Raw genomic sequence first — 17,897 nt, 5'->3', positions numbered from 1 at the left:
TACTTATTTTTAAAGAAATGCGAAGGAGCTTCCCAATGTTTGGTTTATCCCGCCGCACTGCTTCAATGACAATTTATTTTCCAGCAGCCGTCCTGCTGCTTCTGGTGATGTTTTATCTTTCCCTTATTCTGGGAGCTGCAGATATCAGCAGAACCGATGTATGGAGGGCTGTTTTTACGAGGGAAAGTGGAGAGACTTACGCAATTATCCGTGATATACGGCTTCCTCGTGAGGTTGGAGCAGCAGTTACCGGGGCAGCACTTGCGGTTTCGGGAGCAATTATGCAGGGCATGACAAGAAATCCGCTTGCAGAGCCTGGACTTCTCGGGCTTACCGCAGGGGCAAATTTAGCGCTTGCCGTCATGCTTGCATTTTTCCCGGGATCTAATTACTTTGGATTAATGCTTGCATGTATGGCAGGAGCAACGATCGCGGCCGCGATCGTTTTCGGCGTGAATAAAGCAGCCCGCGGTCCGGTTTCCCCTTTTCGCATTGTTCTTGCAGGTGCTGCCGTAACTGCATTTTTTCACGCAATGGCAGAAGGGCTGGGGCTTCTTTTTGGAATTTCAAAAGACGTATCAATGTGGACCGCCGGCGGCTTAATCGGTACAAGCTGGAGCCAGCTGCAGCTGATTTCTCCTATTATTCTTGTCGGCCTGCTGGCAGCCATCCTTCTCAGCAGACAGCTGACGATACTTAACCTGAATGAAGATGTAGCTACCGGGCTCGGCCAGCGGACGGAGCTTATTAAAGCGCTGCTGTTCGTTCTTGTCATTCTGCTTGCCGGGACAGCCGTAGCACTTGTTGGAAACATGGCATTTATCGGACTGATGATCCCTCACATTGTACGCAGCATCGTCGGCACTGACTACCGGATGATTATTCCGATGTCTGCTATTGTTGGCGCGGCATTCCTGTTATTTGCTGATACTGCCGGCCGTACAATCAATGCTCCATATGAAACACCGGTAGCAGCGCTTGTAGCTATTCTCGGCCTTCCTTTCTTTCTTTGGATTGTGAAGAAAGGAGGAAAAAATCTATGAACAGTGTAAAGAGAATTCCCTTTACTATTTTACTTTTCGGAGGATTTGCCCTCCTGCTCCTTACGATGGTTGTAAGTACAGGGGTTGGATATGCTACTTTGCCTTATTCACGAATACTTCCAGTACTGCTTGGAGACGGCACTTTTGCAGAGTCTTTTGTTTTGTTTTCCGTGCGTCTGCCGAGAATATTTATTACTCTGCTTGCCGGGGCAGCACTTGCTTTATCAGGGATGATTCTGCAGGGGCTTACGAGAAACGACCTGGCTGATCCCGGGATCGTAGGAATAAATGCAGGTGCAGGAGTGGCAGTAGCTGTATTTTTCTTGTTTTTCCCCGTATCAGCAGGTTCATTTATTTATGTACTTCCGTTAGTTGCTTTTCTCGGCGCCTTTTTAACAGCGGGCTTAATCTACTTATTCGCATATGAAAAAAATATTGGACTTCATCCTACAAGATTTATTCTGATTGGGGTAGGTTTTTCTCTTGCCTTATCCGGTGCAATGATTGTGCTTATCTCCGGGGCTGAAAGAGTAAAGGTGGAATTCATTGCCAAATGGCTTGCGGGAAATATCTGGGGAACGGACTGGCCGTTTGTGCTTGCGCTGCTTCCCTGGCTGCTGCTGCTCATACCGTTTGTCTTCTACCAGGCAAGAGCCTTGAATCTTATTGGGCTCGGCAACGCAGTTGCTACGGGAGCCGGTGTCTCAATGAAGCGGACGCAGATCAGCCTGCTGGCTGCTGCTGTCGCTCTTGCAGCCTCTGCTGTCTCTGTCACCGGCGGCATTGCTTTTGTCGGGCTTATGGCTCCTCACATCGCACGCTCTTTAACTGGGTCAGATCACCGCAGGCTCATACCTGTGGCGATGATTGTCGGTGCGTGGTTATTAGTTCTAGCTGATACCGTGGGAAGAAATATTGTGGATCCGGATGGACTTCCTGCAGGTATTGTCGTTTCTCTTCTCGGAGCACCTTATTTTATTTACCTTCTGCTCCGGAAATCTTCTTAATAACCTGTCTTCCTCCGAGTAATGGAGGAAGACAGGTTTTTTATGAAAAATAGAGTGAGGAACTTCGTTCATAGGAAAGATTTCCGAATAAAATCCTTTATATTTTCTGCCTCTGCAGAATTATAGGGATACTGGAATTGTGCAGCTGCTTCGTCGGCTGCTTCCTCGAATAAATGAACCATCTTCCAAAAAGCTTTCAGCTGAGCATCCGGCAGTGCCTGCGGGTATGTCTGCAGCAAGCTTTTCCATTGGGACTGTGTCAAAAATTGCTGTATGAATTTATGATTTTTTCCCGTACTGACTTTAAAATCATATTTACTTCCAATATTCCAATCAAGCATTTGCAGCAGCATTTCCCGCATAATATTCAAATGTTCCATTGAATACAGCAGTTCTCCTCTCTCCAATCCTTTTATCACATATAAAGAGACCCACCAGAATTCATTGCAGCAGTCACGGTATTTGCTTATTGATGGCTGCTCTATCCAATAGAAGCTGTCATCCGGGGGCGGGAGAGGATGCGCTTGATCTTTTTCCAGCAGGATTTTTGTGAGGGAATCCCTTTTCAAAAAACTTTCTTTTTCCTCAAGCGGAACAAGTGTGAGATCAATTCTGTTCCCATCTGTGAACTGCATAAGAAAAGTATAACTCTTCTTTTTTGCTGTTGATGAGAGTGAGAAATCATCCGCCCTCTGCATAATCAGTATTTCTCCAAATTGCTCCAGCCAGTTCTCCCTTAACAGCAAATCTTCTATATCGGTTACGATATAAGCAATATCGTAGTCCTGCCAGTGGTCTTTCTTTGCCAAATTATTCACCCGTGAACCATTCAATACTGCTGTTCTTATTTTTTCCTCCTGCTCCGCTGCTCCAAGAATTATTGCCATCATTTCCTTCTCTGTACGCACAGAAATCCTCCTTTCCATCACATTTCTGCTCATGAAAATTTTCATTTATTAGTAAACTAATATTTAATACTGCTTCAATTATTGTTTATTTTACCTATTGGCACTATTCTGAATATAACAAAAAGCTTTCCAGCTAAATTTCATTTAGACCAGAAAAGCTTCTTTATGTTCCCAGACAAGTTTCGAGTAAGCTCTTTTATTTAAAATTTCAAAGAAAAGCAGTGCTCTTTGATAAGATTCTTTTATTTCTTCTTCGTCTCCATCATCCTTTTCCAGACATTGGCCCCGGTAATAATACAGCTGGCCGAGCAGTGACATATTTTCCTTTTCAATTGAGCTTGCGACTCCCTGCTCAATAACTTCCAGAGATTTACTGATCTGATTCGTGTCATACAGCATTTTTGCTTTATTGTACATGACCCGGATGAGAAAAACATCATAATCGAGTTCATTTGCTGCGGAGGAAGTTATCACCTGGGTCTGCAGGATTTTATCCTGGTAGTACAAACTCTGCTTTGTACTCCCTTCCAGTGCATAGAGATAAGCAAGTGTATTCATAATTCTCAGGTGAAGGTGGTGCCGGCGGATATTGGTATCGTCCCCTTCCTGCAGCAGGAGACGAAGTTTTTCAATCGCTTCTTCAGCGGAAATTCGACTTGTATGAAATTTACTTACTGTATAAAACCAGCGCAAATAATAAGAGAGAGAAATTTCAAACTTGTCCTGTGTCTGATAAAGCTCTGTGATCCGCTGATAAATATGCTCATGCTGACGTTCTCTCGCGGCAGATTCGATTTCACCTGCCAGCTTATCCCTTTCTTCATAATCAGGTTCTATGAACACCTCAATAAAATAATTCAGCGGTGCATCAAGACGAAGTGCCAGAAAATAAAGCGTATCTACTTTTGGCACCATTGTTCCTTTTTCAATTTGAGAAATTGCACCCTGCGTGCAGATTCCTTCGGCAAGCTGCTTTTGAGACATTGATTTCTGCTTCCGCACTTTCGCAATTGTCCGGCCGAGCTCCTCACTGTTCATATGTACCACCCATTTCTCTAAAAAGAACTTTTCTTTTACTATATCTTACTTTTAAAAGGAGGTGAAATACCATGAAGCGATTTTTTATTTTCACTTTATTATTTTCTTTTATTTGCGCAGGAACCGTAAATGCAGCCTCAGGAAACAGTGTTATTGAGCCTGCCGATCTGCCGTACGAAGATGTTTTTGAGCCAATGGATTTACCATATGAAGACTAATATCTTACAGCAAAGGATGATTGGATGAAAAAGCTTATTCTCGGAACTTTTACTGCAGCTCTCGTTGCTGCGCCTTTTCATGTCAGTGCTGCACCCCAAGACAACGGAAATGATAAGGAGGAGTACTTAATCCAGTTCGACGGACCGGCAGAAGCCGGCCTGCTTAATGCCTTCGGTGTAGATAACGAAGACATTCTGCATGAATACAATTACCTTCCGGTGCACCTGGTGGAGTTAACAGAAGAACAGGCAGAAGCAATGGAAAAACACCCACATGTAGCAGCATTAGATGAAAATGCCGAAGTTCACACACTGCAGGATATTCCTTATGGAATTGAGCAGGTACAGTCTCTGGATGTACAGGGCCTTGGCTTTCGCGGGCAAGGAATGAGCGTAGCTGTCCTTGACACGGGAATCGATATCAATCATCAGGACTTATACGATAACATTCAGGGAGGCTATTCTGTATTTACAGATTCCGCAAATTCAAATCCGTTTTATGACGAAAACGGACATGGAACTCATGTTGCCGGAACTGTTGCAGCGTTGGACAATGATATCGGCGTCCTTGGTGCAGCGCCGGAAGCTGACCTTTATGCAGTAAAAGTACTTAGTAACGAGGGCAGCGGTTCTCTTGCTGGAATCGCAGAGGGAATTGAATGGTCGATCGCAAATGACATAGACATTATTAATATGAGCCTCGGTGGTTCCCAAGGGTCTTCCATCCTGGAAGAATTCACTGATCTTGCCTATCAGGAAGGGTCACTTGTAGTCGCTGCTGCCGGAAACAGCGGGAAAGGATTAGGCTTTTTTAATACAGTAGGATATCCTGCACAGTATGATTCAGCGATAGCTGTTGCGGCAGTAGATGCGAATAACAATACTGCTTCTTTCTCCAGTGCCGGACCTGCAGTAGAAATATCTGCACCTGGAGTGGACATACGCAGCACTACGCCGGGAAACAACTATCAGTCTTTCAACGGCACCTCTATGGCGGCTCCACATGTCGCAGGTGTCGCTGCACAGGTATGGCAGGCCCGTCCTGAGCTTTCTAATTCAGAGCTTCGGGAGCTTCTTAATAGTACTGCCTTGCCATTAGGCTCCGCGCGTGATTACGGAAATGGCCTCATTCAGGCAGCGGATGCTGTCAATAATTAAACAAAGTCCGGGTATCTCTTTTTATGAGGTACCCGGACATTTTTATTTTAAATTCTTCTTAATATAAGCTGCTATTTTCCGTAATTCTTTTGCGTCAGGTCTTCCAAAAGGACTCGTCTGCTTCTGCTGATAAAGGAGTTTCCCTTCTTCATCGAGCAGAAACACAGCTGGTTCCCCATGTTTTCCCTCATCCTTATACGGTGCTTCTTCATCATCGTGCAGATACACTCCATAATCATGGAGCAGCGCAAAATTTTCGTCAGCGAGTAATGGGAATGGAAAGTTATTTTCCTCCTGCCACTGTTTCAGATTTTCTTCTGAATCTGTAGAAACAGCTGTGAAGTGAATGTTGTGTTTATCAAAGTAACTCTTGTTCGCTGCAAGATCTTCCAGATCCTGTTTGCATGCTGGTCACCAGGAGCCTCTGAAATAGACAATAAATCTCCAGCCTTCTCTTTTCTTTTGATCTTCTGATAAGTGATAGGTTTCTCCGGAAGCTGCCGGCAGGGAAATTTCCGGCACCTGCTGTCCCAGCTTAAATTCTGACATGAAACCACCTCTTTCTTAAAAGTAAGTTCATTTAATATTACCCTTGTTTAAGGGAAATGATGTTTACTTTCTGAAAATTAAGGCTTTCGATGATTCGCTCAGGATGCAGTTTTACGGTATGCCTTCATTATCTATAACAGAATCTTTATTCAGTCAATTTTCATCCTCCCATATTTTAACGAATACACAAGTATCCCTCAGGTCTCCCGCTGGATCTCTTTTATCGTTTTTCAATACAGCTTCCAGCTCAAATCCTAATCTTTCCGGGATCGCTTTGCTTTTCGTATTAAGTGTATCGCACCGGATCTCCACGCGTTTCGCCCGCAGGGTTTCAGCTGCAAACTTCGTTACTCCCTCGACAGCTTCCGTCATGTAGCCTCTTCCGCTCCAGCGTATATCCATCCAATATCCGATCTCGAATTTTGGAATGCTCCAGTCAATGCGGTGAAGTCCTGTACAGCCAATAAATTGATGCGACTGTTTTAAAAATATATGTAACCGCAGATCTTCGCGCATCATAAATTTCGCATAAGCATCCCGGATATTCGCTTCGGTTTTCTCCGGCTCTTCATCTGTCGGGATAAACGGCAGCCATAAATTCAATTGTTCAGCTGATGCTTTTTTTGCTTCATATACTGCTTCCCCATCGCCGGGAAGCGGCAGTCTGATGAATAAATTTTCTGTTTCAAACTGGTTTGGAAAATCAAAGAGAATCGGTTTCATTTTCTGTACCTCTCTTCCAGCTGCTCGATTTGTTTTTCCAGTTTTTCTACTTTGTGAGAAGTTAAGGCAGGCAGCGCAAATCCTGCTGCGGCAAGTGAAAATATGAAAAATTCCATTTCATTCATTCCCTTCCATCATCTGTTGAAGTTATTATATTGCGTTTAAAACTCTTCTCATATAGGAATCCGAATGTGGAACGAAATCTCTTTTTGTTAATGAGACTGATTTACCGTCAGACTCATCGCCTTTGTGGGATAAGCTGGTCCCTTCTATTTTATTTATCTCCCCTTGCCATAATTGACGGAATGCTTTCTTTTCTATTTTAACCATCCCCTGGACCTCTTCATTAAATCGGTAAGAAACCCATATTTCTGCAGCAGCTCTATAAAAATATGTATGACACATTTCTCTATCTTGAAAATCTTCCAGTAAAAGTTCATCATTCAGCAGTCCTATGTAATCCAGTTCCTGCAGTTCCAGTAAGAGTCCTATTTCTTCTCTTACTTCTCTCAGACCGTCTTCCTTTTTTTCAGATGCAAGCAGATGACCTGCCGAAGTTATATCAAGCAGCCCAGGGAAATCTTTTTTTGACTGGCTTCGCACTTGAAAATGAATATATTCTTTGTCTTCTTCGACTGTAAGAATCCACAAATGAAATGTCTCGTGCCATGTTCCGGTCCAGTGGACTTCTTCTCTGCTCATTTCCCCAATTTGCTGATAGTTTTCATTGAAAATACGCAGTGTTTCCATGTTTCACAATTTCCTCTCCAAAAGTATTTTCCTCATTTTACCACAGCCTCTCATTTCACAGTAAAAAATCCGCAGGCTGTTACACCTCCGGATTTTCCACTTGATTTTAGATTTCTTTTTCCCAGTTTTCCTTTTCCTCTTCGCGCATTGATTCTGCTGTTTCCTCTGGATAGGCAGTACGGAATTTATGAGAGTCTTTAGGAATAATTTCTACCATTTTTGCAATCATATCTTCCGGGTCAAACTGGTTTTCGGTGCCTTTATCCTTTTCTTTCATTTTATCTTTCGGCGAGTAGTGCACATCTTCATCATACCATTCCCATTTTTCTTCTACTGCCCGGTCATTAAATCCAGTGGCAAACGGCCCTGGATTGATGGTCGCCACCTGTACGTTAAATTCCTGCATTTCATCGTACATGGCCTTGGCGATTGCTTCCACCGCATGTTTGGATGCTGCGTAGAGTCCAACATAGCCAGAAGACATCAGTCCGGCCATCGAGGACATAAAAATAATCTTACCGCTGCGTTTTTCCACAAAATGTGCTGCGGCGATCCTGGCAGTCTCGAGCGTACTGAACACGTTCACTTCAAACAAATTGCGGAATGCAGACATCGGCACTTCTCCCAGCGGTCCGCCTTCGTTCACAGCTGCATTTGCTACGAAAATATCGTAATCATAGCGGTCCATCCGTGCTCGGTCTGCTGGATTAGTAATATCCATCTTAAAGATTTCCATTTCTACGCCTTCTCTATCTGCCGCTTCTCTTAAAGAGGTAATCTGCGGATGATTTTCAACTGATGCAATGATTTTGTGCCCTTCCTTGGCTAACCCTATTGCTGCTCCTTTTGCCAGGCCTGTTCCGGCACCTGTAAAAAATATTGTTTTACTCATGCTATATGCCTCCTGTTTACGGTAATTGTGATAAGTGTCTTATTCCCCTCACATTTACGTATAAACATCATCTCGTCTAATGCTCTCCCTTCAACTAAGCTTGAAGAGAGCCTAAGCAAAAAGAAAGAGGAGCTTCCTCAAAGATGATAAAATAGAGCTCAGCATATTTGAAAGGAAGATATTGCCGATGGGTACTTTCACCAGATTAAAACAAAAAATTCAGGGCGTCTTCGTGAAAAAGACATGTTACTTTTGTAAGCGTCCATCAAATGAAACGCAAAAATACGAAGATGAAACCGGCACGCCGATGCAGGTCTGCTTCCTCTGCGTTTCTTACGCAGAAAGAAGGGGATTTCCCAAACGATAATTACAGCCACTGCGTCCAATAAAACAGAAAGCCTGAAATTGTAGACATTGCCACTACAGATACTACAAATACAGCTATCAGTTCCCTTTTAAAAATAGACTTTAAGAGCACTAATTCCGGCAGGCTTGCCCCGGCCGAACTGATCATCATTGCCATGACGGGACCAAGCGCCATCCCGTTCACGATCAGCACCTGCGAAATAGGAATCATACTGGAAAGCCGGATGTAAAGCGGAATTCCTGCCACGGCTGCCACCGGGATCAGCCACCATGCATCTCCGCCGAAATAGGTGCTGATAAATTCCGCAGGGACGACGCCGTGGATAACTGCTCCAACTGCAGCACCGATAAGCAAGTAGGGATAGACCGTTTTCATCGTTTTCCAAGTTTCCAGCCAGGCCCGTTTTGGGGAAAAGCTGGTTTTCTTCCTGTTTGGTTCTCTCATTACTACCGGCTTCAGAGATTTTTCAAAGCCGAAAGCTTCCAGCACCAGTCCAATTGTCAAAGCAATAAGAGAAGTAAGTATCGTATACATAACAGCAGTTTCCCATCCCATAATGACACCCATAATCGTGAGTATCGTGGGATCCAGCACCGGAGACGCAAATAAAAATACCATCACTGTTCCAAACCGTACATTGTTTTTCAGCAGATTGACAATTACAGGGATGGTAGAGCAGGAACAAAAAGGTGTGAAAAAAGCAAAAGTCAGGGCAACCACTCCTCCCGTTACCGGGTTCGATTGCCGCAGCCACTTTTCCATTTTTTCATAAGGAATAAATACTTGAAACAAGTGCAGTACAAAAGAAATTCCAACGAATAAAACTGTTAACTTCACCATGATTGCAAAAAAGCTCTGCAGTACTTCCATTTCCATTACCTCATTTCATCAATTATTTTTGATATATTGATTACATCAAATTATTTTGATGTTTAATCCTTGAAAGCACCCGGCTTAAGCCGGGCGGAAAACGCAGCAGAGTTGCTCTGATAAGAGGTGGTCAATCACTTCGCTGTTAATAGAATAGTAATTCCAAGTCCCCCGCTTTTCCCGGACAAGCATCTCTGCATCCATAAGTATTTTTAAGTGGTAGGACAGTTTTGACTGCGGCAGTTCCAGTTTTTCAGTCAGATCGCATACACAGGCCGGACCTTCCTGGCAGAGAATAGACAAGAGATGCAGTCTTTTTTCATCAGCCAAAGCTTTGAATTTCTTTTCATAGGCTTTAAAGTCTGTTTGCTGCAATGGAATTTCAAATCGCATAATCAGCTCTCCTTACATCAATTTTTTTTGATTAATATAAATATAAACTGCCTTACTTAAAAATACAAGTATTAAATCAAATATTTTTGATATATAGAAAGTGCTTCAATTCTCTGAAGCACTTTTCTCAAACTCCTATTCTTCTTTCGCTTCTACCACGTACGAAGTCAGTTTACGTATTTTGCCACCTTTATACTGATGAAAGGCATAGACATCACAAAATTCATATTTTTTTACCGTGCCATCCTCCTTGGTCATCGTAATAATACCGTTCGCTGCCGCATCTCTCCCATGAATAAATAAACGATCCAGTGCAAGTTCCACCTGTGGAGGATTTTCCATAGCGCGCAGCGCTTTTTCTACTTCTTCTTTGCCATGAAGCGTGATATCTCCAGCCATTTTCCAGGTAATATCATCTGTAATGCTTTCCAATATGTGCGCTATATCATTTTTTGCGAATGCCTCATTAAATTCCTCTAAAAAAATATGGTTTTTCGTTTTCATGATTTAATCCCTCCATCTTTATAATCCAAGCTTATCGAATTTCCGGATCTATTGAAAGAAAATTTTACATTCTCCTCAGGAGGCAGTAGAATACTAAGTGATTCTACATAGGAAAGAGGGTACGAGCTATGGGTTACGAAATTAACGATACGATGTTGTCTGAGCAGCAGATTAAACAGCGTGTAAAAGAACTTGCTGCAGAAATTGAGAAAGACTTTAACAATGAACCAGTAGTAATTATCGCTGTATTAAAAGGATCTTTTGTGTTCGCTGCAGATTTGATGCGTGAGTTTAAAAATAATGTACAGGTGGATTTTATTTCTGTATCAAGTTACGGAAATCAAACACACACGACAGGAAAAGTTAGGCTTTTGAAAGACCTTGACAGTAATATTACCGGTGAAAATGTAGTGGTGGTAGAAGATATAGTCGACAGTGGATTAACGCTCCATTTCCTGATGGATCACTTGAAGATGCACAAGCCGAAAAAAATGGCGATATGCACACTGCTTGATAAACCGGAGCGCCGTAAAGTAGATCTTCCGATTGATTATGTAGGTTTTGTTATTCCTGATGAATTTATTGTCGGTTACGGAATCGACTACGCACAGCAGTACCGCCAGCTTCCTTATATTGCAAGCGTGAAAAAAACGGAAGATGCATAAATTGAAAAAAGCCCGCCTCCAGTTATTTGCCGGAGAACGGGCTCTTTTTCTATCTTCACTGATTATCCCTGCTTCGTCGGCCGGATAATAATTTCATTTACATCTACATGTGAAGGCTGATTTACTGTATAGAATACTGCTTCTGCAATATCCTCTCCTTTAAGAGGAGTCATTTCACTTTTCGCAAGGCCTTCCTTCATCATGTTAAGTGCATCATCATCAGAGATGGAATCCATTAATTCTGTATCCACTACTCCAGGTGAAATGGAAGTGGTGCGAATATCAGTACTCGCTAATTCTTTGCCAAGTCCCTCCATAATCACTCGTGCAGCAAATTTTGTACCGCAGTAAACTGCGCCTGCGGGCATTACTTCGTGCCCTGCAATAGAAGAAGTAGTAAGAATATGTCCGCTGTTCCGCTCTTTCATATGCGGCAGCACTGCACCGATTCCATATAATACTCCCTTAATATTCACATCGATCATTTTATCCCACTCATCTACTTTTTTCTTTTCCAAAAAGCTGAGAGGCATTAGTCCCGCGTTATTAAATAAGACATCCACCTGGCCGAATCTGTCTATTGCAAATGATATCAGCTCTTCCATCTGCTGCTGGGAAGTCACATCTGTCGGTTTATAATCCACCGTTCCCGGAGAATCGATAAATCGCTGCTTTATTTCTTCCAAGCGTTCTTCCCGTCTGGCTGCCAGTACAACATTTGCTCCTTCCTTCGCGAAACGGGCTGCGGTTGCCTCTCCAATACCGCTGCTTGCTCCTGTAATTACTATCGTTTTATTATTCCAGTCCATTATATGAAAACCACCTTTAAAAGTTTATCCTGCATGTCTCTCTTCTACCCAGTTCTGCGCTAAAGGAAACTTGCTGAAAAAGAGCCATTAAGAATTTCTTTAGATTTATTTTTCGCAGGAAAGGGTAAGCAGATAGTAGTGGCAGTCCTGTCCAGTCTTTACTTAATTAACTAAAGGAGGCAATAATATGAGCAGTCCAAAATGGAAACTGTTTCACAATGACGAAACACTAAATGAATCTATTAACAATTTACGGGAAAGCGGTGTCTCTGACGATGATATTTATATACTGAGCCATGATAACAGTCATGAACGCAGAAACCGTAAAAATACTGATGCAAATAAAATCGGGGTTAGTGAAATCGGTGTAGGCACAACGCTGAAGAATGTTTTCCGCAATAAAGGAGACAAACTTCGTACGAAGATGAAAGAAATTGGTCTATCTTCCGACAAAGCAGACGAGCTTGAAGAAGAGCTTGATAAAGGAAAAACGCTGCTCGTTGTTACAAATCAGGATGAAGTCGACTTTTAATTGCTTCACACGGGAAAAATATTCTATGGCCCTCCTGAAAAACCTTTCTCTTTTTTAGAGAAAGGTTTTTCAGCGTGTCCGGCTGTGTCCTTTTATTTTGTGATGGGAAGATGATGCCTTTGAGAAAATGACTCAATGTCAGTAAAGCTTCTGTTCATAACCTTTCTGAAGCCGGTCTTCTAACTCTGCTTCCGTCATTTTCTCCAGGTCTGCATGTGCTTTTATCATTCTGGCTGCAGAAGGAAGCGCTGCTTTCTCCGGCCAGCTTTCCGGCTCCCAAAGCTGCGATCTTTTAAACGCTTTGGCACAGTGAATAAAGCATTCTTCTGCTTCTACTCCTATTCCTAGAAGTGGCACTTTTTTATTCACTGCCATAGTCTCCAGCAACTCAGGATCTTTAAGAATCACTGCTTTTCCATTAATGCGAAGTGTTTCCCCCAGACCCGGTATAAAGAACAGCAGCCCTACCTGAGGGTTTTCCAGTATATTCTGCAGTGAATCCACCCTTTTATTTCCCGGACGTTCGGGAATCACCAGGTGCTTTTCATTTACTACCTTCACAAAACCCGGCGCGTCACCACGCGGGGACACGTCACCTCTGCCGCTGATGCCGGAGGTCCCCAGCAGAACAAACGGGGATTGCGCGATAAAGTTTCTGCAGTGCTCATCCAAGCGGTCAATCACCTTATTTTGCGCCAGTTCACTTGGTTCTCCCAGCAATTCACGCAGCTCTGCTTTTGATTGTATAATATTTTTCCACACTACAGATGACTCTCCTTTTGCAGAGATTATTTTCTCTGGCATTTATTCTGACGGAATGAACCTTACCCGGTCCATATCTTCCTGTTCTTCTTTATCATAAATCATTTGTTCATATTCTCCTGCTGTCCAATCTTCCAGCTGGTCGTCATAATACGGAGACCGCCACTGCCCGGACTGTCCTGGAATGTTCACATCATAATGCGTGTCCGGAGAAGCAAGATCAGCAATAAACCTCCAGCCTGCACCGTGGTTTGCAGCACCTGTTTCTATATCATAGCTTGCTGCGCCAGGAGTAAAGCCGCTTCCCCCGATTCCCTCTCCTTCCACATTCAGCAGGTGATTTAAAGGCCAGACTGCTCCCAGAGGATGTTCAATCTTCACGGCATGCCAGTCGCCCCACGCCCAGCTGTCCGTATCTCCCCCCTGCATTTCCTCTGCCCGGGTAACTGCTTCATAAAAAGTTTCCCTTGCTGCCTGTGCGAAAGATACGTGCCACCTTTCATCCAAAAATCCAAATAATATTCCTTCCGGATGATCCGCAGCTTCTTCCAGTGCAAAATGCCGTGATAAATGGTTTGTCACTTCTACATGCAGGTACCGTTCAAACATTGCTTCCGGCAGTGTTTCATACCAGATCTGCCATATTAGTGCTTCTGCACTGTCTGCATTCTCTGTATAGTCCCACTCCTGCAACAGATCGAGCGCTTCCTGTTCCAGTGCGGACAGTTCGTCCAGTTCCTCTCCGTCCATACTGCTCGCTTCTTCTGTGTCACTGTCCCACCTTGCTACAGCTTCTGTCATCAGCGGCACGAGCATACGCGCCTGTGTATTGGTTACATCCAGCTGCATTTCTTTCATTGTATCCAGCGTAAAGGGCTTCTCTGCTGTAATTTTCTCCGCTATCATTTCTTCTAACCGCAGACCTCGGTAAGGAAAATAGCTGCGCCCGATTTCATACTCGTAAGTTTCATCTATCGGGCTGTGATTCGCTGTCATAATATAGCCGCTGTCCGGATTCATCACCGCAGGAAGATCCTCTGCCGGGACAAAACCATCCCACTGATATTCCGGCTCCCAGCCGGGGACCGGCAGCCTTCCATCTGACTCATTTCTCACTGGCAGCAATGCCTGGCCGCGGTAGCCGATATTTCCTTCTGTATCAGCGAATACCCAGCTCAGCCCCGGCGTGACGAATCCTTCCAGCCCGGCTGCGAACTCCTCCGCGTTTTCAGCACGGTTTAAACGGAGAATTCCATTCAGCTCCTCTCCAGCTTCCAATCCGCTCCATCTGAGAGAAAACGCCTGGTATGGTCCTTCTTCCATTATTTTATTCATGACCGGTCCGTTTCTCGTGATTTCCACCCGGTGAATATAGGGCTCCTCTTCTCCTTCTATATAGATTTCTTCATCAATTAATTCCGCTTCCTCCCATTCTCCATCAAATAAAAATTCATTCGGTGCTTCCGGGTTCACCTGCTCCAGAAAAACATCCTCATAATCAGCTGACATAGATGTTACTCCCCAGCTGACTTTGCCATTATGCCCCAAAACGACGCCCGGTATACCCGGCACTGTCACCCCGATGGAATGAAAATCATCTTCCAGCTCCAGATGTGTCTGATACCAAACACTTGGAACGGCAAGCCCCAGGTGCGGGTCATCTCCGAGCATCGGCATCCCGCTCTCCGTGTATTCTCCGCTTACTGCCCAATTATTACTTCCATTCCAGGTATCAGGTACAAAATTAAGCAGCTCTTCTACCTCTTCTAAATAAAGCGCCTGTGCGAATCCGTTCTCTTCAAAGAATTCAATCTCTGTGCTTTCATCATTATGTGGAGCAGCTTCCTGGCCGATTACAGGGAAATTTTCATGCCGGTGATAGTCAGGAAATAATTGCGCCGCTTCCGGTCCGAGCATTCGCAGGAGTTCATAATTCTTTAATTCATCTTCAAAGTTCCCTGTGAGAGTATATCCCATATATTTCACTGCAATTGCAGTATCTTCTATCGTCCATGGCTCAGGCTCGTAACCGAGGATACGAAATTCCAGCGGCTGCTCTCCTTCTGCAAAAGCTGTATCAATATACGCAGTGACACCAGCTGCAAAAGCCTCTACTATCTCCCTTGTTTCCTGGTCAAATTCCTCAGTTAATGCTTCAGTTGCACGGTGCATCCCATATGTACGAAAGTATTTGTCACTTTCCAGTGCCGCTTCCCCTACAACCTCCGAGAGTTTCCCCCCTGCCAGACGCCTTGTCATATCCATCTGAAATAATCGATCCTGCGCCATTACATATCCCTGCGCAAAAAATAAATCTTCTATATCTGAAGAAATAATTTTCGCGACGCCGCGGTCATCACGCACTACTTCTACTTCTGAAGAAACTGGAGCTTCCAAAACTGCTCCGTCCAGTTCCGGGTGGCTTTTCCCCACAAACCAGTTTGCTGCAAACAGCCCAAGAATGATCAATACTGCTATTACCGCCCCTATCCATAACAGAGCCTTTACCCATCTTCGTTGAAAAAAAGATTTGTACTCTCGATTATATGTAGATACATTTCTCATTTGCCTCCCCCTGACTTTTTTATTTTTTGAAGAATCTTTACAATGACTAGCTGAATCCCTCCCTGGAAAGCTCCCTTCTTAGCAACAAAAATCTGGAATCACTATCTTCTTTCTCCTTTTCAACTGCACCTTATAATGCAAAACTCTATGTATTGTAACACTGTGACTTTATTACTTTACTTTTATATTCGTCACCGTTAATTGAAGGTCCTGCATGATTGAAATCCTTTATGTTTTGAATGTGTATATTATTTTGCAGCCTGGCAAGCAGGGAAAATAATAGAACGAAGTTTCAGATGATTCGTTATGGGAATAGTTTCTATATCAACAAATATACCGATCATTTAAAAAGCGTATAAGGAGGATGTCTTGAATGAGCAGAAAAGTAATTGGCGTATATGATTCAGAAGCAGAAGTGAAAGCAGCTGCCGAAGATCTTCAGCAGGAAGGGTACGCCCCAGAAGAACTTTTTCTTGTAGCTAATGAAAATGCTTCTATTTCCTGGCTGAAAGATAAAACGGGCGCTGACGTAAAAACGATGGAGAATAAACCTGATGCAGTTGAAGGTCCGGAAACTTCTTTCTGGGATAAGGTAAAAGCTGTATTTCAGGGACAAACGGATTTTTCCGGCGAGGGGCAGAAAGCCGGCGAAATGGACTTAACAAAGTATGGATTAAACGAAGCAGCTGCCCAGGAGTATGAAGCAGACGTCAGCAATGGCAGATTTCTGCTGCTCGTTCCTGACAGTTCTTCCGGTTCTGCGCGCATTTAAGCAGAAGTAAAAGATTTTTAATTTAATAGTTAATTTTTTATCACGGCAGATTTACAGGAGCGGATATCTCTCCTGCTCTTCTGCTAAGGAATCGGCACGTAATAAATGAAGGAGGTATGAACGTGGGTAAAAGAGTTGTCGGCGTATATCAAACAAAAGAGGAAGTTTTAAAAACAGTAAATGACTTAAAGTTCGATGGACATCAGCCGCATACAATCAACATTATTGCCAATAAAAACGAGCACACTTCCTGGCTGGAAGAAGATATGGATGTCAACGTAGAAACAACCGAAGGCAGATCTGAAAAAGACGCTGAAGATCCTTCCTTCTGGGAGAAAGTGAAAAAAACATTTAAAGGAGAGGCCGATAATAAAGGGGAAAAAGAAGCTGCAGAAGCTACGGGTCCGCAGGTGTTTACAGCATTTGGACTCACAGACACAGAGGCAGAGCAGTACGAAGCTGAAGTAAACAGCGGCAAAATTGTCGTGCTCGCAGAAGAAACTCCAAAGGGAGTGGAAGTTCCTGACGGCAGAGTCGTTCCTTCCACCGAAGAAAACTTTTCCCAGGATGAGAACGAAAAAAAGAACAGCAATCATCCTGACACGAAAGAAAATGATCGCTGACGTAAATAAAATCTTTCTCGTTCCTTCAGCAGAAAACCTGAATGCAGGAACGAGTTTTTTTTATAAAAAATATGCGGCTCTTCTACTGAATTTTCAAGAAGCCTGCTACTGGAGGAGTAACACATGGATTCTAATCAAAGCAGAGATAAATACAGCCAGATTTACGGGCTCCGCTCCCGGGGCGTCTTTTTTGTATCTACTTCTGATGACAAGCGTGCCCACTTCCACTTTGGCTGCTGGACTACCCAGTGCTCCCATCACCCGCCGCGAATGCTGACCTGTTTTCCGAAAGAGTTTGAAGGAACAGAGATTGTAAAAAATTCTGGAAGGTGGGCCCTCAGTCTGGCGGCAGCGGATCAGGAAGAATTTCATGATAAGTTCTTTTCCGGCAATCAGTCGATTCAAGAAATCGGGGAAGAACATTTTATTTATGCAGAAACGGGTACGCCTATTTTAAAAGACGCTGTCGCTTACTTTGACTGCAAGGTTCACTCTCTTATCGATAATGGAGATTTTGTCATCGCAGTTGGTGATATTGTCGATGCAAAGGCACTTCATCCTGACAAAAAAAATCTGAATGTCGAATATTTATCTGCTGAAAGAGAAGAGGATTATATGACCGGTCCTCTTACACTGCCTTTTAAAGGATTTAACCTGTAATAACAGCGTCCCTTCTTATTGGGACGCTGTTATTCTTATTTTATATTGTTATTTTTCTTCTCTGCCTTTTAGTTCGTTAATAAATCGGT

22 protein-coding genes and 1 pseudogene are annotated in these 17,897 nt (G+C 43.5%); 9 read left to right on the top strand and 14 right to left on the bottom strand.

The features are described 5' to 3' along the window. The first annotated feature begins 35 nt into the window (after nt 1–35). Nucleotides 36–1,043 (top strand): FecCD family ABC transporter permease, encoded by a 1,008-nt coding sequence (locus tag BLP92_RS13060; protein ID WP_090843408.1) that lies wholly within the window; start codon nt 36–38, stop codon nt 1,041–1,043. Continuing rightward, nucleotides 1,040–2,050 carry a FecCD family ABC transporter permease gene (locus tag BLP92_RS13055; RefSeq protein ID WP_090843407.1) on the top strand — a complete coding sequence of 337 codons (1,011 nt, stop codon included), beginning with the start codon at nt 1,040–1,042 and terminating at the stop codon, nt 2,048–2,050. Before BLP92_RS13060 ends, BLP92_RS13055 begins: the two co-directional genes overlap by 4 nt. A gap of 68 nt (nt 2,051–2,118) precedes the next feature. Here the strand turns inward: BLP92_RS13055 and BLP92_RS13050 are convergent, their stop codons facing one another. Together BLP92_RS13050 and BLP92_RS13045 are read right to left on the bottom strand one after the other, a co-directional pair. Further along, entirely contained in the window at nt 2,119–2,958 is an 840-nt protein-coding gene (locus BLP92_RS13050; protein ID WP_175444291.1) for an aminoglycoside 6-adenylyltransferase, read from the bottom strand. Nucleotides 2,959–3,102: 144 nt separating this feature from the next. Beyond that, the gene (locus BLP92_RS13045) at nt 3,103–3,996 is read right to left on the bottom strand and encodes a helix-turn-helix transcriptional regulator (protein ID WP_090843405.1); all 894 of its coding nucleotides are present in this window, start codon (nt 3,994–3,996) and stop codon (nt 3,103–3,105) included. Between the two features lie 71 nt (nt 3,997–4,067). Between BLP92_RS13045 and BLP92_RS18055 the strand changes: the two genes are divergently transcribed. Both BLP92_RS18055 and BLP92_RS13040 read left to right on the top strand, forming a co-directional pair. After that, nucleotides 4,068–4,214 carry a hypothetical protein gene (locus tag BLP92_RS18055; protein WP_175444290.1) on the top strand — a complete coding sequence of 49 codons (147 nt, stop codon included), beginning with the start codon at nt 4,068–4,070 and terminating at the stop codon, nt 4,212–4,214. Nucleotides 4,215–4,238: 24 nt separating this feature from the next. Then, nucleotides 4,239–5,372, top strand: a complete 1,134-nt coding sequence (locus BLP92_RS13040; protein ID WP_090843404.1) for a S8 family peptidase — start codon at nt 4,239–4,241, stop codon at nt 5,370–5,372. A gap of 42 nt (nt 5,373–5,414) precedes the next feature. Here the strand turns inward: BLP92_RS13040 and BLP92_RS13035 are convergent. The 9 genes and pseudogenes from BLP92_RS13035 to BLP92_RS13000 all read right to left on the bottom strand — a co-directional run. Then, a pseudogene (locus BLP92_RS13035) lies at nt 5,415–5,771 on the bottom strand (redoxin domain-containing protein); the annotation flags it as partial. 12 nt (nt 5,772–5,783) lie between these two features. Further along, nucleotides 5,784–5,921, bottom strand: coding sequence for a hypothetical protein (locus BLP92_RS18305; protein ID WP_342028395.1), 138 nt, complete (start codon nt 5,919–5,921; stop codon nt 5,784–5,786). Nucleotides 5,922–6,074: 153 nt separating this feature from the next. Continuing rightward, nucleotides 6,075–6,644 carry a GNAT family N-acetyltransferase gene (locus tag BLP92_RS13030; protein WP_090843402.1) on the bottom strand — a complete coding sequence of 190 codons (570 nt, stop codon included), beginning with the start codon at nt 6,642–6,644 and terminating at the stop codon, nt 6,075–6,077. Next, on the bottom strand, nt 6,641–6,769 hold the full coding sequence (locus BLP92_RS18285) for a hypothetical protein (RefSeq protein ID WP_280138094.1): 129 nt from the start codon (nt 6,767–6,769) through the stop codon (nt 6,641–6,643). Before BLP92_RS18285 ends, BLP92_RS13030 begins: the two co-directional genes overlap by 4 nt. A gap of 25 nt (nt 6,770–6,794) precedes the next feature. Beyond that, complete coding sequence (locus BLP92_RS13025) at nt 6,795–7,394, bottom strand: NUDIX hydrolase (RefSeq protein ID WP_090843401.1); 600 nt, start codon at nt 7,392–7,394, stop codon at nt 6,795–6,797. A 106-nt stretch (nt 7,395–7,500) separates the two neighbouring features. Then, nucleotides 7,501–8,286: an SDR family oxidoreductase gene (locus BLP92_RS13020; protein WP_090843400.1), complete on the bottom strand. Its 786-nt coding sequence runs from the start codon at nt 8,284–8,286 to the stop codon at nt 7,501–7,503. 367 nt (nt 8,287–8,653) lie between these two features. Further along, complete coding sequence (locus tag BLP92_RS13010) at nt 8,654–9,529, bottom strand: permease (protein ID WP_090843398.1); 876 nt, start codon at nt 9,527–9,529, stop codon at nt 8,654–8,656. 78 nt (nt 9,530–9,607) lie between these two features. Further along, nucleotides 9,608–9,916: an ArsR/SmtB family transcription factor gene (locus BLP92_RS13005; protein WP_090843397.1), complete on the bottom strand. Its 309-nt coding sequence runs from the start codon at nt 9,914–9,916 to the stop codon at nt 9,608–9,610. Nucleotides 9,917–10,051: 135 nt separating this feature from the next. Then, a complete protein-coding gene (locus BLP92_RS13000) occupies nt 10,052–10,420 on the bottom strand; it encodes a nuclear transport factor 2 family protein (RefSeq protein ID WP_090843396.1) in 369 nt (122 codons plus the stop codon). A gap of 128 nt (nt 10,421–10,548) precedes the next feature. Between BLP92_RS13000 and hpt the strand changes: the two genes are divergently transcribed. Beyond that, nucleotides 10,549–11,085, top strand: a complete 537-nt coding sequence (gene hpt / locus BLP92_RS12995) for a hypoxanthine phosphoribosyltransferase (protein WP_090843395.1) — start codon at nt 10,549–10,551, stop codon at nt 11,083–11,085. A 62-nt stretch (nt 11,086–11,147) separates the two neighbouring features. On the opposite strand, the gene BLP92_RS12990 is transcribed toward hpt, so the two are convergent. Next, entirely contained in the window at nt 11,148–11,894 is a 747-nt protein-coding gene (locus tag BLP92_RS12990) for an SDR family oxidoreductase (protein ID WP_090843394.1), read from the bottom strand. A 187-nt stretch (nt 11,895–12,081) separates the two neighbouring features. On the opposite strand from BLP92_RS12990, the gene BLP92_RS12985 reads away from it, so the two are divergent. Beyond that, nucleotides 12,082–12,426: a YflT domain-containing protein gene (locus BLP92_RS12985; RefSeq protein WP_090843393.1), complete on the top strand. Its 345-nt coding sequence runs from the start codon at nt 12,082–12,084 to the stop codon at nt 12,424–12,426. A 138-nt stretch (nt 12,427–12,564) separates the two neighbouring features. Here BLP92_RS12985 and BLP92_RS12980 read toward each other — a convergent pair whose 3' ends face one another. Then, the gene (locus tag BLP92_RS12980) at nt 12,565–13,230 is read right to left on the bottom strand and encodes a pyridoxamine 5'-phosphate oxidase family protein (RefSeq protein WP_090843392.1); all 666 of its coding nucleotides are present in this window, start codon (nt 13,228–13,230) and stop codon (nt 12,565–12,567) included. Beyond that, complete coding sequence (locus BLP92_RS12975) at nt 13,231–15,753, bottom strand: penicillin acylase family protein (RefSeq protein ID WP_090843391.1); 2,523 nt, start codon at nt 15,751–15,753, stop codon at nt 13,231–13,233. A 373-nt stretch (nt 15,754–16,126) separates the two neighbouring features. On the opposite strand from BLP92_RS12975, the gene BLP92_RS12970 reads away from it, so the two are divergent. From BLP92_RS12970 to BLP92_RS12960, 3 genes are all read left to right on the top strand, one after another. Further along, nucleotides 16,127–16,525: a YflT domain-containing protein gene (locus BLP92_RS12970; RefSeq protein WP_090843390.1), complete on the top strand. Its 399-nt coding sequence runs from the start codon at nt 16,127–16,129 to the stop codon at nt 16,523–16,525. 122 nt (nt 16,526–16,647) lie between these two features. Further along, nucleotides 16,648–17,148, top strand: a complete 501-nt coding sequence (locus BLP92_RS12965; RefSeq protein WP_175444289.1) for a YflT domain-containing protein — start codon at nt 16,648–16,650, stop codon at nt 17,146–17,148. Between the two features lie 123 nt (nt 17,149–17,271). Beyond that, on the top strand, nt 17,272–17,808 hold the full coding sequence (locus BLP92_RS12960; protein WP_090843388.1) for a flavin reductase family protein: 537 nt from the start codon (nt 17,272–17,274) through the stop codon (nt 17,806–17,808). The last annotated feature ends 89 nt before the right edge of the window (nt 17,809–17,897 follow it).

Source organism: Alkalicoccus daliensis, assembly GCF_900103955.1.
Taxonomy (GTDB): domain Bacteria; phylum Bacillota; class Bacilli; order Bacillales; family Salisediminibacteriaceae; genus Alkalicoccus; species Alkalicoccus daliensis.
Note: the sequence above shows the minus strand (reverse complement) of the source record. Positions and strands in the feature narration are given on the sequence as shown.